Below are 18557 nucleotides of genomic sequence, written 5' to 3' on the forward strand. Positions count from 1 at the left end.
GGTTCTCTTCACTCAGCCAATGCGGCGAGCTTCTCCGCGAGGAGCGCCTCGGCCTCTTCGTCCGAGAGCTGATTGACGTTGTTGACGAGCACGGCTTCGAGCGCCGCCGCTTCATCGCGGGGCTGCTCGGCCTGAGTCGTGATGGGAAGTTTCAGTTGCTCGGCCAGGTGCTCGACGAGTGACTCCACCGTCGGGTAACGCCACACCAGCGTCGCCGGGAGCCGCAGCCCCAGGCTGGCCTCGAGCCGGTTGCGCAGCTCCAGCCCCATGAGCGAGTCCAGCCCCATGTTGCCGAAGGGCTGCTGCGGGTCGATGCGGGAGGGCGCCAGCCGGAGCACATGCCCGGCCTGCTCGCACAGGTGTGTTTCCAGCAGTTGAGCCCGCTTCGGCCGCTCCGCCGCGCGGAGCGTCTCCACGAAGGCGCCCCGGTCCGCCGGGCCTTCCGCGCGACGGGACTGCTCGCCAGCGAGCCGTGACAGGAACGGCGACTTCGCCGCCGTCAGGTAGAACTCGCTCCACTGGCGCATGTCGAAGCGCATCACCACCACCCGCGCGTGGGAGCCCGTCAGAATCCGGCCCAACGCCTCGAGCGCCTGCGCCGGCGGCATGCTGTCCACGCCTCGCTGGGAGATGCGCTCGCCGCGCGCCTCCGCCGCAGCCGCCAGTCCCACGCCAGCCCAGGCGCCCCAGTCGACGCTCAGCGCGGGCAGGCCCAGTCCCCGCCGGTACGACGCCAGCGCGTCGAGGAAGAAGTTGGCCGCCGCGTAGTTGCCCTGTCCCGGTGAGCCCAACAGCGAGCCCGCCGCCGCGAAGAGCACGAAGCTGTCCAGCGGCAGGGCCTGCGTCAGCACATGCAGGTTCCACGCGCCATGGACCTTGGGCTCCATCACCTTGCGCAGGCGCTCCGCGGTGAGGTTCGCCAGCACGCCGTCATCGAGCACCGCCGCCGCGTGGAAGACGCCCCGCAGCGGAGGCATCTGGGCCGCGAGTTCTCCGAGCACCCGCTCCAGGTCCGCTCGCACCGCCACGTCGGCCTTGCACACCCGGACCTCCGCGCCCGCCGCGCGCAGGCCCTCCAGCGTCCGCTGCGCCTCCTCGGACGCACCGCCCCGGCCCAGCAGCGCGAGGTGGCGGGCGCCGCGCTCCACCAACCACTCCGCGAGCTTCAGGCCCAGACCTCCCAGGCCGCCGGTAATCAGGTACGTGCCATCGGCGCGAAGCTCCGCCGGCGCGGCCTTGCTTCGCTCCATGCGCGACAGTCGGGCCACGAACCTCGCGGGCCCACGAAGCGCGACCTGCTCCTCCGGCGTCGACGCGAGCAACTCACTGGCGAGCCCGCGTGCCTGGTCCTCGTCGAGCGCGCCCAGGTCCACCGAGCAGCACCGGAGCTCGGGGTGCTCCAGCGAGAGCACCCGGCCCAGACCCCAGATGGGGGCCTGCTCCACATGGAGGACCTGCTCCGAGGGACGGGGGGCCTGGACACCTTCCGTCACCAGCCACAAGCGAGGCATGTCACGGAAGCCCGAAGCCACCAGCGCCTGCGTGAGGTGGAGCGCACTGCCCGCCCCGAGCATCCGCGCTCGCGCCAGGGCCTGGGGCCCGTCCTCGGGACGAGGCGCATCCAGGCTGAAGAGGTGGACGACGCCCCGGCACGATTGCCGCCCGGCGCCGAACTCGGCCTCCAGAATCCGCTCGAAGCCTTCCACCCGGGACGGGTCGACCACGTAGTGCCCGGGTTCGATGAGGCGGGACTCCTCGCCGTGAGAGACGAGGATGCACCGCTCGCCGCGCGCGCTCAGCGCCGCCTGCAACTTCCGGCCGAAGCCCTGCCGGTCCAGGAGCACCAGCCAGGCCCCGGGCGTGGAGTCCGGAGCGGGCGTCACCTGCTCACGCGGCATCTCCTGCCAGTCGACCTGATACATCCACGAATCGACCTCGTCGGAGGACCGCCGCCGCATCGCCTCCAGCCGGCGGCACAGCAGCCCCCGGGCCTCCATCAGCACGCGGCCCTCGCCGTCCAGCAACGTCACATCCGCTTCGAGCGAGCCCGCGCCGCTGCGCGTGCCGGGCCGGATGCGGGCGTGTCCCCACAGCTCCCCGCCGGGGCGCCCGTGGGCACGCAGGCTCTCGACAGCCATCGGAACGAACGTCTCTCCCGGCCGGTCGCCCAACCCCGCTCCATTGATGACCTGGAGGCAGGCATCCAGCAGCGCCGGATGGAGCTGATGGGCCGCCATCTCCGAAGCAACCGACGACGACAGCTCCAGGCGCCCCACCGCCTCCCCGGGCCCCTTCCACAGCTCCTTCAGCAGTTGGAAGCTGGGACCGAAGTCGACGCCTCGCTCCTTCATGAGCTGGTAGTGCGTCTCACCGTCCATCCGCTCCGTGCACCGCGCACGCGCCTCGTCGAGCGCGAAGGCCTCCGCCGCCTCGGCTTCACGGAGCCGGCCCTCGGCGTGCAGCGTCCAACCACCGCCCGCTTCCGTGGACCGGCTGAAAATCTGGAACCGCTTCGCTCCGCCCTCGTCCGGGGTGAAGCGCATCTGCACCGCGAGCGGCTCGTCGCGGGAGAGCACCATCATCTCCTGGAAGCTGACGTCCTCGAGCGCATGACACGTGGGCCCCAGCGCCTCGGCGGCGCCCGCGAGCGCCATCTCCAGGTAACCCGTCCCAGGAAGGACGACCTCTCCGTGCACGACGTGGTCACCCAGATACGCCGGGCTGTCCGCCAGCAGCCCGGTCTGCCACAGGTGCGCGCCGTCCTCTCCGGCCAGCGCCACGTGGGCCCCCAGCAACGGGTGCTGCCCGGCGACCAGGACCTGACGCGCGCGCGGGGATGACTCGAACCAGAAGCGCTCGTGCTGCCAGGGATAGGTGGGGAGCGCCGCCCGGAGGCCCCGCACCGGGTGCTGGCGCTGGAAGTCCACCGCATGCCCCACGGCGTACAGGGAGCCCAGCGACGACAGCATCGAGCCCCGCTCATCCTCGTTGCGCCGGAGTGAAGGCAGCACCGCGCCCTCGCGCCCGAGGTGCCGCAGGTGTTGCTCCACGGCGGGCAGGAGGATGGGATGCGGGCTCAGCTCGATGAAGATGTCGTGTCCGTCGACCGCGAGTCGCTCGATGGCCGTCGAGAACAACACCGGCTCGCGGAGGTTGTCGGCCCAGTAGGAGGCGCCGAACGCCGCGCCATCCGTCAGCGCTCCCGTCACCGTCGAGCAGATGGGGACACGCGACGCGCGGGGTGAGATGCCCTGGAGGGCCGCGAGCAACTCCGGCCGCAGCGAGTCCATCTGCGGGCTGTGCGACGCGACGTCCACCTTCACGAAGCGGCAGAAGACCTCCCGCTGAGTGAGCGCGCCGGAAATCTTCTCGAGGGCCCCAGGGGCTCCCGAGAGGACGGTGGAGCGCACGCTGTTGCTGACCGCGACGGAGACCTGGTCCTCGAAGCCGCGCAGAGCCTCCTTCGCCTCTTGCAGCGTCAGGTCCACCAGGAGCATCGAGCCCTGGCCACTCACGCCGCGCAGCAGCCGGCTTCGGCGGCAGATGATGGTCGCCGCGTCCTCCAGGCTCAGCGTGCCGGCCACGTGTGCCGCGGCCACCTCGCCCATGCTGTGGCCCACCACCGCGTCCGGCTCGATGCCCCACGCGCGCCACAGCTCCGCCAGCGCCACCTCCATGGCGAAGAGCACGGGCTGGATGACGTCAATCTCGTGCAGACGACCCTGGCCCTCCTCGGCCGCGAGCTCCGCCAGGACACTGAAGTCGGCGCAGGCCCGGATGGCCACGTCGCACCGCTCCAGCGCGGCGCGGAACGCGGGCTCCTCCTCAAGCAGCCTCCGGCCCATGCCCAGCCACTGCGAACCCTGGCCTGGGAAGACGAAGACGACGCGGCGGCGGACCTGCCCCGAGCCGCGCCCGATGGCCGCTCCAGGCACGGACTCGCCCCGCGCGAACGCCTCCAGCTTCTCCACGAAGTCGGCGTGCGTGCGGCCCGCGAGCGCGAGCCGCTGCTCGTGGTGGGAGCGCGACAGGGCCGCCGTGGCGCACACGTCGCGCGGCGACACGTCCGGGTGCTCGGTGAGCCAACGCGCGTGACTCGCGGCCATCGCCCGGAGCGCGTCAGCGCCGCGCGCCGAGAGCACGAGCAACTCCGCGCCCCGCGAAGGAAGCGGAGGCGGGGGCGCCGGAAGCGGAGGCTCCTGCAGGATGACATGCGCGTTCGTTCCACTGATTCCGAACGCGCTCACCCCCGCCAGACGCGGCTGCCCGGCACGCGGCCACGGCTGCACCCGCGTCGGGACGACCACCGGCGCGCCGTCCAGGACGATGTCCGGGTTGAGCCGCTGGAAGTGCAGGTTCGGAGGAATCGCCTCGTTGCGCAGCGCGAGCGCCGTCTTGAGGACGCCGGAGAGCCCGGCCGCCGCCTCCAGGTGGCCGAGGTTCGTCTTGACCGAGCCCACGAAGAGCGGCGACTCGGCGCTCCTGCCCGTCGCCAGCGCCCGCGCCAGGGCCTGAAGCTCGATGGGGTCGCCCAGCGAGGTGCCCGTCCCGTGGGCCTCGACGTAGGAGATTCGCGAGGGCTCCAGGCCACCGCTCGCCAGGGCCTGGGCGATGACGCGCTCCTGCGCCGGGCCGTTGGGAACCATCAGTCCGCTGCTGGCGCCATCCTGGTTCACCGCCGAGCCGGCGACGAGCGAGAGAATCTCGTCACCGTGGGCCAGGGCATCGGAGAGCCGCTTGAGCACCAGGACGATGCAGCCCTCCGCGCGCACGAAGCCATTGGCGGAGGCATCGAACGTCTTGCAGCGCCCGTCGGGCGCGAGCCCCCTGCTGCTGGACAGCGCGATGGTCGCGTCCGGCATCAGCATCAGGTTGACGCCCGCGGCCAGCGCCACGTCGCTCTCGCGGTTGCGCAGGCTTTGGCAGGCCAGGTGGAGCGCGACGAGCGACGACGAGCACGCCGTGTCGATGGCCATGCACGGCCCCTGGAGGCCGAGCGTGTAGGAGAGCCGGCCCGCCGCCGCGTTCAGGGAGGTCCCCGTCAGGTGGTAGATGTCCGGGGCCCCGCCGAGCTGCCGCGCCTGGAGCTGCGCGTAGTCGCTTCCGATGATGCCCAGGAAGACGCCCGTCTTGCTTCCGGCGAGCTGGTCGGGCGGCTGGCCCGCGCGCTCGAGCGCCTCCCACGCGACTTCGAGCAGCATGCGCTGCTGCGGGTCCATGCGCGCGGCTTCGCGAGGCGACACGCCGAAGAACGCGGCGTCGAAGTTCTCCACGCCGTCGAGGAAGCCTCCCCAGCGCGCATAGGTGCGGCCCTGCTTCATCGGGTCGGCGTCGAACAACGCCTCCGCGTCCCACCGCTCACGGGGCACTTCGGTGATGGCGTCCACGCCCTCGTGCAGCAGCCGCCAGAATGCCTCCGGCGTCCGCGCTCCGCCCGGCACGCGACACGAGGTGCCGACGATGGCGATGGGCTCCGAACGCGTCCGCTTGAGGGCCTCGCTCTCCGCGTGCAGCTCGAGCGCCAGCAACACGAGCCTCTTGGGAGGGAGGCTCGAAATCTTCTCGTAGAATTCTTTGCTCATCGCCGTCGTGCCCGCCGCTTCAGCTCAGCTTCTGTGCAATCAACCGCTCGACTTCGTCGTCGGACAGCTCCGTGACCTGCGACAGGCGCGCGGAGAGGTCATCGATTTGCGCGGGCGCCACCTGCGCTCGCGGCTCTTGCGCCCCCGCCACGGTGGGCAGGGGGATTTCCACCGCGGTGACACTGCTGGCCAGACGCTTCGCCAGCGCCATGACGGTGGGGTGGTCGAACGCGAGGCTCGCGGGCAGCTCCTTCTCCAGCCCCCGCTGGAGCACCGCGCGCAGCTCCACGGACATCTGGGACGTCATGCCCATCTGGAAGAAGCCCCGGTCCGTGGGGGGAAGCTCGGTGGGCGCGAACCCGAGGATGCGCCCGACCTCTCCCTGGATGCGGAGCACCAGCGTGTCGAAGCGGCGGTCGGGCGGAAGCGACTGGAGCTCCGCGAGCAACCGCGCCCGCGAAGACGCCTCACCCACCGACGCGGACGCGGACTCGCCCATGTGTCGCAGGAAGGGCCGGCGGCGCCGGGCCTCCCAGATGGGCTTGAGCACGCTCCAGTTCACCGACGCGACCGTCTTGTGGCTCGCGCCCGAGCCCAGCACCTGGCCCATCGCATCGAGCGCACGCTCCGAAGCCATGGGATTGAGGCCGAAGCGCGCGAAGCCGCGCACGCTGTCGGCGCGCTCGCCGCCAATCTCGTCCCACGTCCCCCAGTGCAGGGTGGTCGCGGGCAGTCCCGAGGCCCGCCGGTGGTGCGCCAGCGCCTCCAGGAACTGGTTGCCCGCCGCGTAGTGCGCCAGGCCGGAGGCGCCCCACAAGGTCGACGTCGACGAGAACATCACGAAGAAGTCGAGCGCCAACCCGCGAGTCAGCTCATGCAGCACCCAGGTGCCGAGCACCTTCGGCCGCAGCATCGCCGTCATCGCCGTGAGGTCCAGGTCCTCCAGCCGTCGCTCCGTCAGGAGCGCCGCGGCGTGAATCACCCCGCGTAGCGGAGGAAGCGTCTCGGCCGTCTCGCGCAGGAGCGTCGCCATCCGCTCGCGGTCCGCCACGTCGGCGGCCAGCGCGGTGACAGTCGCGCCGAGTGCCCGGAGCGAATCGAGTGCCTCACGGCGCCGCTCCGACGCCGCGTCGCCGGAGCCCGACAGGCCCCCACGGCCCAGCAGCACGAGGTGCCGCGCGCCCCGCTCCACCAACCACCGCGCCACCTTCAGGCCCAGTCCTCCGAGCCCACCCGTGACGAGGTAGGTCGCGTCCTGGCGCAGCCTCAGCGGCTCCGTGGGTGCCGTCACCCGGCCACGAGTGAGACGGGCCACCAGCGAACGCCCCTCGCGGAGCGCGAGCTGGTCCTCGCCATCCACGCCGAACGCGGAGACCTCGCGAAGCACCGCCAGCACCTCCTCGGGATGACGCTCCGGAGACAGGTCGATGAGGCCTCCCCACACGCCGGGCTGCTCCAGGGACACGCTGCGACCCATGCCCCACAGCGGCGCCTGGGCCAGCGACACCCGCTCGTCGCCCACGCCGGTGACCTGTGCGCCCCGGGTGACCATCCAGAGCCGCGCGCGGCCAGGTGCGCCCATGAGTGCCTTCACCAGGTGCAGCGCGGCCACGCAGGACTCCGGCGTCCCCGTCTGCTCGTCGAGCACCGCGTCGAGGCCCCACAGGAAGAGTGCACGGCCCTCGTGTCCCGAGGGCAGCGCGGGCAACTCGCGCAGCAGACGCTCCATGTCCTCCGGCCGCTTCGGGTCCACCACGAAGCGCCGTGCATCCAGCCGCTGGAATCCGCCTCCCGAGGTCACGGTGACAGGCGAAGCACCCTGGCGGCGCAGCGCCTCCACGAGCCCGGCGCCCCAGCCCCCACCATCGACGAACACCAGCCAGTCCGCGGGCACAGGCGGGGCCACGCACACCGGCCTGGGCTCCCACGTCACGTCATGGAACCAGTCCTGGGTGCGAACCTCGCCCAGCACTTCCAACAGCCGCTCCGTCGCCACGCGCCGCAGCCGCACCCCGCGCGCCACGGCCACCTGGCGACCGGCTGCATCCAGCAACGTCAGCGTCCCCACGCGCTCCTCGGAGCGGACCGTGGGCGCGATGGACACATGGGCCCACTGCACGTCCGCGCGGCCCGGAAGGCACTCGAACGACTCGAGGCTCAGGGGCATGAACAGCGCGGCCTTCTCGGGCTCCGCCGCGAGGGCGAGCGCCAGGGTCTGGAGCCCCGCGTCCAGCAGCGCCGGGTGGAGCTGGTAGCGCGCGGACTCCTGCATCCGCTCCGGTCCCATCACCACGCGCCCGAGCGCCTCACCGGGCCGCCTCCAGGCTTCGCTCAGCGTCCGCAGCGGCGCGTCGTACTGGACATCGCTGCGCTCCAGCTCCTCGTAGATGGCCGCGCCCTGGACGTGCTGTGCGCAGCGTGAGCGCACCGCCTCGATGACGTCCGGCACTCCCGTGAGCACCCCCAGCGGCCGGACCTGACCCCGGCAGTGCCGCACCCACTCCGTCTCGGACGCGGCTCCGTCCACCGCCCGGCTGTGGAGATGGAACATGTGCCGCCCCTCCGAAGCCGAGGAGAGGTGGACCTGCACGATGCGCCGTGAAGACTCCGTCAGCACCAGCGCGCGCTCGAACTCCACGTCGGAGAGTTCCCGGGCGCCTGAGCCCAGCGACTCGGACGCGGCGCTCAGCGCGAGTTCAACCAGGGCCGAGGCAGGGACCACTGCGACGCCGCCCAGCCGGTGCGCGCCCAGCCACGGCAGGGAGGTGCTGCCCAGCTCCAGCTCGAAGACCTGGCCGTCGACCCCATGCGCGACACGGACCGGTCGGCCCTTCAGGGACGTCACCTGCTCGGTGGTGGAGACGACGGGCGTCGCCACCGCGTCGAGCCAGTACCGCTTGTGCCGCCAGGGATACGTGGGCAGCGGGACGACCTGTCCGCCCTCCGGGAACAGCCGCGTCCACGCCACGGGGCAGCTCGCGCGGTACAGCGCGCCCACGGACTCCAGCATCACCGTGCGTTCGGACTCCTCGCGGCGAAGGGAAGGAGCCGTCACCCCTTCGCGTCCCGCGTGCTGCATGCACCGCTCGACGGCGGGCAGCAGAATCGGATGCGGGCTCATCTCCATGAACACGGTGTGCCCGCTCTCGACCAGGCCGAGCACGGCTGAGGAGAAGAGCACCGGCTCACGCAGGTTGCGCACCCAGTACGCCGCATCGAAGCCCGAGCCATCACAGCCGGCGGCCGTCACCGTCGAGACGATGGGCACGGAGGCGGAGCGCGGCCGGACCGAGGAGAGAACGGAGAGCAGCTCTTCTCGCAGGCAGTCGACCTGCGGGCTGTGAGAGGCCACGTCGACCTTCACCCAGCGGCAGAACACGTTGCGGGCTTCGAGCGACCCACGAAGCTCCTCGAGCGTCACCGCATCGCCGGACAGCACCGTGGACGTCGGGCTGTTGCTCACCGCGATGGCCACACGCTGCTCATGCCCCACCAGGACCTTGCGCGCGTCCGCCAGGGACAGCTCCGTCGCCAGCATCGCGCCCTGGCCACTGATGCGCTTGAGCAGCCTGCTCCTGAGGCAGATGATGGCCGCCGCATCCTCCAGGGTGAGCGCGCCCGCCACATGCGCCGCGGCCACCTCGCCCATGCTGTGCCCCACCACCGCGTCCGGCTCGATTCCCCAGGAGCGCCAGAGGGCCGACAGCGCCACGGCCATGGCGAACAGCACCGGCTGCACGACGTCGATTTCCCCCAGGCGCGACGACTCGGAGGGCGCCCGGAGCACGTCGAGCAACCCCCAGGACACATGGGGGCGCATGGCCGCGTCGATGCGCTCGAGCGCCTCGCGGAAGACAGGCTCCTGGTCGAGGAGCTGACGACCCATGCCGTGCCACTGCGAGCCCTGGCCCGGGAACACGAAGGCCACCTTGGGCCGCTCGTCCGTGCCCTTCATGGCGGCGGTGACGCCCGACGAGGCGAGGTCCTGGAGCTTCTCGGCGATGGCGGCCGGGGACTCGCCCGCGACGGACAGGCGGTACTCCTGGTGGGTGCGCCGCAGCGAGGCCGTGTAGCAGACGTCCCGGAGCGACACGTCCGGCGACGCCACGAGGAGGCTTGCATAACCACGCGCCAGGGCCTGGAGCGCGGCGGGCGAGCGCGCCGACAGGGGCAGCAGGTGGGCACCCGCCGCGCGCTGGGACGGCGCGGCCACGGGCGCGGGCGGCTCCTCGAGAATCACGTGCGCGTTCGTCCCGCTGATGCCGAACGAGCTGACCGCGCCCCGGCGCTTGCGCTCGGCCTGGACGGGCCACGGGTGGAGTGACGTCGGGAGGGTGATGGACTCGCCGGTGAAGTCGATTCGCGGGTTGAGCCGCTGGAAGTGCGTGAGCGGCGGAACGGCCTCGTGCCGCAGCGAGAGGACCATCTTGATGATGCCGGCGATTCCCGCGGCCGACTCCAGGTGGCCAATGCTCGTCTTCGCCGCGCCCACGACGAGCGCCTGCCGCGCGGACCTGCCGCTGGCGTAGACCTCGTGGAGCGCCTCCATCTCGATGGGGTCACCCAGCGACGTCCCCGTCCCGTGCGCCTCGACGCAGTCGATGTCGGCGGGCTCCAGGTTCGCGCTCTGGAGCGCCTGACGGATGAGCGCCTTCTGGGCGAGCACGTTGGGCGCCGTCAGCCCCGCGGATTTGCCGTCCTGGTTGACGGCCGAGCCGCGCACGAGCGCCAGGATGGGGTCTTTGGCGGCGATGGCATCCGACAGCCGCTTGAGGACGACCACGCCACAGCCCTCGCCGCGCACGAAGCCGTTGGCGCGCGCGTCGAAGGTCTTGCAGCGCCCATCCGGCGACAGCGCCTGGGCCCTGGAGACGCTGCTCGAGGAGAGCGGCGAGAGGATGAGGTTGACGCCGCCCGCCAGCGCCATCGAGCACTCCTGGTTCCGCAGGCTCTGCGCGGCCAGATGCAGCGCCACCAGGGACGAGGAGCACGCGGTGTCCACGGTCAGGCAGGGGCCCTGGAAGTCGAGCAGGTAGGACAGGCGCCCCGGCACCACGCAGTTGATGGCGCCCGTCACGCTGCTGGAGTCACGCGCGGACGGGTTGCCCACCTGGAGCAACGCGTAGTCGTCGCTGTACACCCCGATGAACACGCCCGTGCGGCTGCCCGCGAGCCGCGACATGTCCTGCCCGGCGTCCTCCAGCGCCTCCCAGGCCACCTCCAGGAGGATGCGCTGCTGCGGGTCCATCCGGTGCGCCTCGTGCGGCGAGATGCCGAAGAAGTCCGCATCGAACTGGTCCACGTCCTGGATGAAGGCCCCCCACCGCGCCCCCAGCTTCTCCAGTGCCTCGGGGTCCATCCGCGCCATCTCCTCGCGCGTCCATCGCGAGGAAGGCACCTCGGTGACGGCGTCCCCGCCATCGCGCAGGAGGTTCCAGTACGACTCCGGGTCCTTGCCTCCACCCGGGAAACGGCACCCCATGCCGATGATGGCCACCGGCTCCGAGCGGGTGCCCTCCACCGCGTCCAGGCGGGACTTGAGGTCCATCGCGAGCAGCGCGAGCCGCTTGGGGGAGTACTGCGCGATTTTCTCCGCGAAGCTCGTCATGTGCCCTGCCCCATGCGCTGAGCGAACAGCCGCTCGACTTCCTCTTCGGACATCTCGTCAATCGCGCTCGCCTCGGCGATGGCCGGCGGCGCCGCTTCGTCCAGTGGCTCCGGAGCCCGGTCCTCGAGCGGAAGCCCCAGCTTCTCCGCCAGGAAGGGCGTGAGCGTGGCCACCGTCGGATAGGTCCACACCACCGTCGCGCTGAGCTTCAGCCCGAGCGCCGCCTCCAGGCGGTTGCGAATCTCCATGCTCATCAGCGAGTCGAGCCCCAGGTTCATCAAGGGCGTCCTCGGGTCGATGCGCGCGGGCGCCATGCGCAGCACGCCGCCCACCAGCTCGCGCAGGTGGCCATCCAGCAGGGCCCGGCGCTCGGAGGCACGAGCGGCGAAGAGCTGCTCGCGAATCCGGCTCCGTCCCGCGCTCACGGAGGGCCGGGCAGAAGGCTCCTGGGCGAGCCGGGTGAAGTAGGGCGACTGCGCCGCGGACAGGTAGAAACCCAGCCACTGCCTCGCGTCGAACGACATCACGCTGAGCTGTGGCCGCGCCTGTCCCATCAACATGCCGAGCACGCTGAGCGCCTTGTCCGGAGACATGCCCCGCAGGCCCCGGGCCTCGAGCCGCTCACCCCGGTTGGACTGCGCCGCCGCGAGCCCGACGCTCGTCCAGGTTCCCCAGTTGATGCTCAGCGCGGCCAGTCCCCGCGCGCGGCGGTCATGGGCCAGCGCGTCCATGAACGCGTTGGCGGAGGCGTAGTTCGCCTGCCCCGGCGTGCCCAGCGAGGCGGCCACGCTGGAGAAGAGCACGAAGTGCTCCAGCGGCAGGTGGTGCGTCTGGGCGTGCAGGTTCCAGGTCCCCAGGACCTTGGGTGCCATCACCGCGGCGAAGCGCTCCTCGGTGAGGTTGAGCAGCAGGCCATCCTCGAGGAGCCCGGCCGCGTGGAACACGCCGCGCAGCGGTGGCATCGCCTCGTCCACCCGGGCCAGCGCTCGCGCCACGTCATCCGCGACGGCGACATCCGCCTGGAAGGACTCCACGCGCGCGCCCGTCTGGCACAGCTCCGTGAGTACGTGCTCGGTGGCCTCGGTGGGAGCACGGCGCCCCAGCAGGAGCAGGTGACGCGCCCCATGGGAGACGAGCCAGCGGGCGACTTCGAGCCCCAGTCCGCCGAGTCCACCCGTGATGAGATAGGTGCCGTCGTCGCGAAGCAGCGTCGAGGGCTCCCGAGCGACCAGCGCGTCCGGGGCCCTGGACAGCCGCGCCACGAAGCGCGTGCCACCGCGCCAGGCGGACTGGTCCTCGAACGTCGTGGACGACAGCTCGCGGAGGAGCGCGTCGGCGCAGGCGTCCACACCGCCCTCGACATCCACGCGCGTGCAGCGCAGGTCCGGCTGCTCCACGGCCAGCACCTGTCCCAAGCCCCAGAGCGGCGCCTGCGCCACCGCGACGCGCTCCGGCGACCCGCAGACGGACCGCGCGCCCCGCGTGGTCAGCCAGAGGCGGGGAGCATCCCTCCAGCCCACCTGGGAGAGCGCCTGCGTCAGGTGCAGCACGCTGGTGGTGGTGGACCGGCGCGAGTCCTCCAGCACCCGCGGCGTGAGCGCGTCATTCGCGGCGACATCGAGGCTCCACAGGTGCACCACCCCGCGGCAAGGAGGCGTCCCGGCCCCCAGCGCTTCCCCGAGCAGCCGGCGCAGGTGCTCCGCGTTCCGGGGGTCCACTTCGGCGCGCCCCGGCCCCATGAGCCGATACGTCTCTCCAGGGACGACGAGCACGCACGTCTCCCCGCGCGCTCGCAGCAGGGTGGACAGCGCCTGCCCCACGCCCCCCTGGTCACCGAGAATCAACCAGCTTCCCGGTGTGCGCTCCGGCCACGTCGGCTCCACCGGCAGGGGCTGCTTCTCCCAATCCACCTGGTAGAGCCACTCACCGAGCGCCTTGCGGGCCGCGACGCCCGCGTCGAGCCGGTACAGGCGCAGCTCGTCCAGCTCCAGCAGCACCTGTCCCTGGTCATCCAGGAGCCGCAGGTCGAAGGAGCGCTCCCGCTCGTTCGCCGCCCCGTCGCCCACGGAAGTCACGTGGACCCACACCGCGCGCCCAGGCCGCTGGAAGAGCCGCACCCGGCCCAGTCCCACCGGCACATAGGTGGGCGCAACGGCCGACGCCTCCGCCACGGATGCAATCAGCTCCACCGCGACCTGGAGGCTCGCGTCCAGGAGCGCGGGATGAAGCCGGTATGCTCCGCTCTCGGCGGCCACCTGCTCGGGAAGCTCCACGCGCCCCAACCCCTGACGCTCGCTTCGCCACAGCCGCCGCAGGCCCTGGAACGTGGGGCCGTACATGAGCCCCTGCTCCTGCCTGCGCTGGTAGTGGGCCTCGGAGGAGAGCTCCACGGGGAGCCGCTGCCGCAGTGACTCGGGAGGCTCGGAGACGGGCCTCGTGGCCGCGTGCTCCTCACGGCGCAGGCGCCCCGCCGCATGCTTGCGCCAGCCCGCGTCGCCCTCGGCGCGGCTGGAAATCTGGAAGGAGGCATGCCCCGCCTCCTCCTCGTTCAGCACCACCTGCACGCGCCGCGACTCCGCCGGCTTGAGCGCGAGCATCTCGCTGAGGGAGACGTTCTCGAGCACGAGCCCCGCCTCACCCAGCACCTCCGCTCCGGCGGAGAGCGCCAGCTCCAGATAGGCCGCGCCCGGGAAGACGACGTCCCCCCAGACGCAGTGGTCGGAGAGATACGGGAACGCCGCCGTGCTCACGCTCCGCTCCCAGAAGTGGGTGCCGGGCTGCACGGAGGAGGACAGCGAAGCGCCGAGCAGGGGATGTCCCGCGCGGCCTTCATCCCCGGAGCCCCTGAGCTCCGGGTCCGCCTCCGCCTCGTCCATCAGCCAGTAGCGCTCCCGCTGCCACGGGTAGCCAGGCAGCGCGACGACCCGCCCACCCGAGGGGTGCAGCGACGACCAGTCGACGGAGCACCCCCAGGCGTACAGCGCCGCGAGCGACTCCAGGAGGCTGCGCCGCTCAGGCATCTGTCGCCGCAGCGACGCGAGCGCGAGGGCCTCCCGCTTCGACTCGCGCAGCGTCTCCTCGATGGGCGCGAGCAGCACCGGATGCGGGCTCACCTCCAGGAACACGCTGTAGCCGTCCTCCAAGAGCTGCTCGACGGCGCCGTGGAACAGCACCGGCTCGCGCAGGTTCCGGACCCAGTAGGCCGGATGGAAGTCGCCCCCGTCGCTCGTCTGTCCCGTGACGGTGGAGTAGATGGGCACCGGCGCGGACTGGGGCGCGAGGCCCTCCAGCACACGCAGGAGGTCGCCCTTCAGCGAGTCCATCTGAGGACTGTGTGAGGCGACATTCACCTTCACCCGACGGCAGAAGATGCCCCGCCCCTCCAGCGTGGGCAGCAGCGCCTCCAGGGCCTCGGTGTCACCGGAGAGCACCGTCGAGCGCGCGCTGTTGCTCACCCCCACGGAGAGCCGCGTCTCGTAGCCCGTCAGGGCCGCGCGGGCCTCTTCCAGGCCAAGCTCCACCACGGCCATGGCCCCCTGCCCGCTCTTGCCGCGAAGCAGCTGGCTGCGCAGGCAGATGATGCGCGCCGCGTCCTCCAGGCTCAGCGTGCCGGCCACGTGCGCCGCGGCCACCTCGCCCATGCTGTGGCCCACCACCGCGTCCGGCGTGATTCCCCTTGAGCGCCACAGCGCGGCCAGCGCCACCTGCATCGAGAACAGCACCGGCTGCACGACGTCGATGTCCTGGAGGCGCGAGCGTGGCTCCTCGGCGAGGAGTTCCTCGGTGAGCGACCAGTCCACATGGGGACGCATCGCGCGCTCGCAGGCCTCGATGGCCTCGCGGAACACGGGCTCCTCGGCGAGGAGTTGGCGGCCCATGCCCAGCCACTGCGAGCCCTGACCGGGGAAGACGAACGCCACCTTGGCCTTCCCCTCCGGACTCACCTTCCCGTGGCTCACGCCTGGATGGGCTTCGCCACGCGCGAAGGCCTCCAGCGCCTCCGCCATCTCCCGCCGCGAGCCACCCACCACCGCCAGACGGTGCGAAAGCTGACCGCGGCGCACGCCCGCCGTGTAGGTGAGGTCCTCGAGCGACGCACCGGAGGCCTCGCCCAGCACGTCACGGAAGGCGGAGGCCAGGGACGTCAGGGCATCGGGGCTTCGGGCCGACAGGGGCAGCACCCGAGCCGGAGCCTCGCCCTCCTCCACGCTCCCCCTGGAAACCGACTCCCAGCGGACCGGCTGGCCGTGGACGTACAGGACGCCCAGGGTGTCGAGCATCGTGCCCCGCGCGTCCTCCTGTCGACGCAGGGTGGGGACGAACAGCCCCTGCTGACCGGCGTGGCGCAGGGTCGACTCGATGGGGTGCTTGAGAATCGCGTGGGGGCCCACCTCCAGGAAGACGCGGTGCCCCTCGCCAAGCGCGTGGGTGAGCACGCCCGTGAAGAGCGTGGGCATCGCGATGTTCTTCTGCCAGTGGGGGGCATCCGCGTTCGCACCCTCCAACACCGCGGCGGTGACACCGGACACCATGGGGAGGCGCGCGGACGCGGGACGAATTCCCCGCAGCTCCTCGATGAGCACCTCACCCAGCACGTCCATCTGGTGGCTGTGCGCCGCCACGTCGATGTCTCCCTGGCGGCAGAACACGCCACGCGCCTGCAGGGCGGCGAGCACCTCGGCGAGCGCCGCGGGCTCCCCCGACAGCACCGTCGAGTCCGGGCCGGAGTCGATGGCGCGGTCCAGCCGCCCCTCGTAGCCCACCAGCAGCTCGGCGGCCTCGGCCCAGGGCACGGCCACGAGCGCCATCGCGCCCTCGCCACTGCGCCGGTGCATCTGCCGGCTCTGGAAGCAGACGACGCGAACGGCGTCCTCCAGGCCCAGGATGCCCGCGGCATGGGCCGCCGCCACCTCGCCGATGCTGTGCCCCATCACCATCGCGGGCTCGACGCCCCAGGAGCGCCAGAGCGCCGTCAGGGCCATCTCCAGGACGACGATGGCGGGCAGCGCGATGTCGATTCGCTTCAGCCGCGCCGCCGAGTCCTCCGCGCCCAGCACCTCCAGCAGCGACCAGCCCACGTTCTGCTGGATGAGCCGCTCACACCGCATCATCACGGCCCGGAACACCGGCTCGGTGCGCATGAGGGACAACCCCATGCCGGGCCAATGCGCGCCATGGCCGGAGAAGACGAAGACCGGCTTCCAGCCGTGCTCGGGCCCCACGCTGCCCACGCACACGCCCGCCCGGGCCTCTCCTGCCAGGAAGGCCTGGAGGCTCGCGCGCAGGTCCTTGCGCGACCGGACCGTCATCGCCAGGCGATGCGCGTGCGCCCCGTCTTCGTCCGCCGCCGAGCGCAGCAGCTCGGACCAGGGCTGGTGGATGGCGCCGTCCAGACGCTCGAACAGCCGCTGCGCCGCGGCCCGGAGCGCCTCCGGACTCTCCGCCGACACGCGCACGAGTTCGGCTCGGGGCGCGTCCGGCTCCTCGAGCAGGACGTGGCAGTTGGTGCCGCCGAAGCCGAAGGAGCTGACCCCCGCGAGGAGCTTCCGGTCCGGCTCCGGCCAATCCGTCAGGGTGCGTTGGACCTCCAGCCGCAGCGCCTCGAAAGGGATGAGCGGATTGGGCGTCTCGAAGTGGAGGCTCGGAGGGAGCGCCCGGTGCCGGATGGAAAGGGCGACCTTGATGAGCCCGGTGATGCCCGCGGCGGCCTCCAGGTGGCCGACGTTCGTCTTGGCCGAACCGATGTGAAGGGGCTTGTCGACGGGCCGCCCCTCACCGAGCACTTCGCCCAGCGCGCGGGCCTCCATCGGGTCACCGAGCTGCGTGCCGGTGCCATGGGCCTCGACGTACTGCACGTCGGTCGTCGCGACGCCCGCGCGGGCGCAGGCCTGGCGAATCACGTCCGCCTGGGCGCTGGTGTTGGGCGCGGTGAGGCCGTTGCTTCCACCGTTGTTGTTGAGGGCACTGCCTCGGATGACACAGCAGAGGGAGTCGCCATCCGCGAGAGCCTGGGAGAGGGGCTTGAGCACGACCACACCGCCCCCCTCGCCCCGTACGAACCCGTTGGCGCGGGCATCGAAGGTGTAGCAGCGACCGTCCGGAGAGAGGGCGCCGAGCTTGGACAGGGCGACCGTGCTGTCGGGCGCGAGCGTCAGGTTCACGCCGCCCACCAGGGCCAGGGTCGACTCGCCCCTGCGAAGACTCTCACAGGCCAGATGCACCGCCGTCAGTGAAGACGAGCACGCCGAGTCCATGGACAGACTCGGCCCCCTCAAACCCAGGACGTAGGAAATGCGGTTGGCGACGATGCTGTGGTGGTAACCCGTGGCGGTGTACGAAGAGATGCGCCGCAAGCCGAGCCGTTGCAGCTGCGCCTCGTAATCCATCCAGACGGCCCCGAACATGACAGCCGTGGGCGAGCCCCGCAGCCGATCCGCTGGGATGCCCGCATCCTCCAATGCCTCCCAGGTCAGCTCCAGCATGAGCCGCTGCTGCGGGTCCATGTGGAGCGCTTCCTTGGGTGAGATGCCAAAGAAGAGCGGGTCAAACCCATCCACCCGGTCCAGGTATCCCCCCCAGCGGGAGGTCACCTTGCCGGGAGCCGCGGGGTCGCGATCATAAAGACGGTTGACGTCCCATCGCTCGGCGGGGACCTCGGAGATGGCATTCGTCCCGCCCGCCAGCAGACGCCAGAACGCCTCCGGGTGGGGGGCCTGGGGAAGACGACACGCCATGCCAATCACCGCGATGGGCTCATCCTCCATCGAGTGTCTGGGAAGGACCTGCGAGGTCGGGCGAGCCCGCGCTCCAGAGAGGTGCGCGGCCAGGGACTCCAGGGTAGGGAATTCCCAGGCGAGCGTGGGTGACAACGGCCGCCCGAGCATCGCTCCCAGCTCCGCGATGAAACCCGTGGCCATCACGGAGTCCAGCCCATACCTGCTGAAGCTCTCGCGCACGTCCAACTGGCGCGCATCGACTCCCAACCGTTGTGCAAGCACACGGGCCAGACGCGCCTGGATCCCAGCCAGGCCGTCCTTCACCACACTATCGTTCGCTGACACTGGAACCTCTAACTCGCGCGCCCGCAAGCCAATGACGTTTTCCCGGAAAGCGAGACTTAGACTGGCATAACCCGTCTCCCCTTGATTTGACGCGATGCAGGGAAAACAGATGCCAAAGATTGTCGTGCGTTGCAAGCCATAAAGCGGCGCCGACTGTTTTGCTGGAAAACAAACCAGAATTGCGAAAACCGTGACCCCCCAATAATGAGGGACCGGTTTGTATGAATTTACCTGATGACCTCAGTCAGACAACCGTGAGTCGCGTCTGAAGTCTCTCGCCGGGCAAAAACATTGCACAACGGCCAT

At 71.3% G+C, this 18557-nt stretch carries 3 protein-coding genes; all 3 read right to left on the reverse strand.

What is annotated here, in order from left to right; genetic code table 11:
• Window positions 1–8 precede the first annotated feature (8 nt).
• The 3 genes from HUA78_RS07795 to HUA78_RS07805 are packed head-to-tail and all read right to left on the reverse strand — an operon-like array spanning window position 9 to window position 18251.
• On the reverse strand, window positions 9–5582 hold the full coding sequence (locus HUA78_RS07795) for a type I polyketide synthase (RefSeq protein ID WP_174475991.1): 5574 nt from the start codon (window positions 5580–5582) through the stop codon (window positions 9–11).
• A 19-nt stretch (window positions 5583–5601) separates the two neighbouring features.
• Window positions 5602–11190, reverse strand: coding sequence for a type I polyketide synthase (locus tag HUA78_RS07800; protein WP_174464874.1), 5589 nt, complete (start codon window positions 11188–11190; stop codon window positions 5602–5604).
• The gene (locus HUA78_RS07805) at window positions 11187–18251 is read right to left on the reverse strand and encodes an SDR family NAD(P)-dependent oxidoreductase (protein ID WP_371745523.1); all 7065 of its coding nucleotides are present in this window, start codon (window positions 18249–18251) and stop codon (window positions 11187–11189) included. Before HUA78_RS07805 ends, HUA78_RS07800 begins: the two co-directional genes overlap by 4 nt.
• Window positions 18252–18557 lie beyond the last annotated feature (306 nt).

This window comes from Myxococcus sp. CA033 (assembly GCF_013336625.1).
In the GTDB taxonomy this organism is placed as follows: Bacteria; Myxococcota; Myxococcia; order Myxococcales; family Myxococcaceae; genus Myxococcus; species Myxococcus llanfairpwllgwyngyllgogerychwyrndrobwllllantysiliogogogochensis.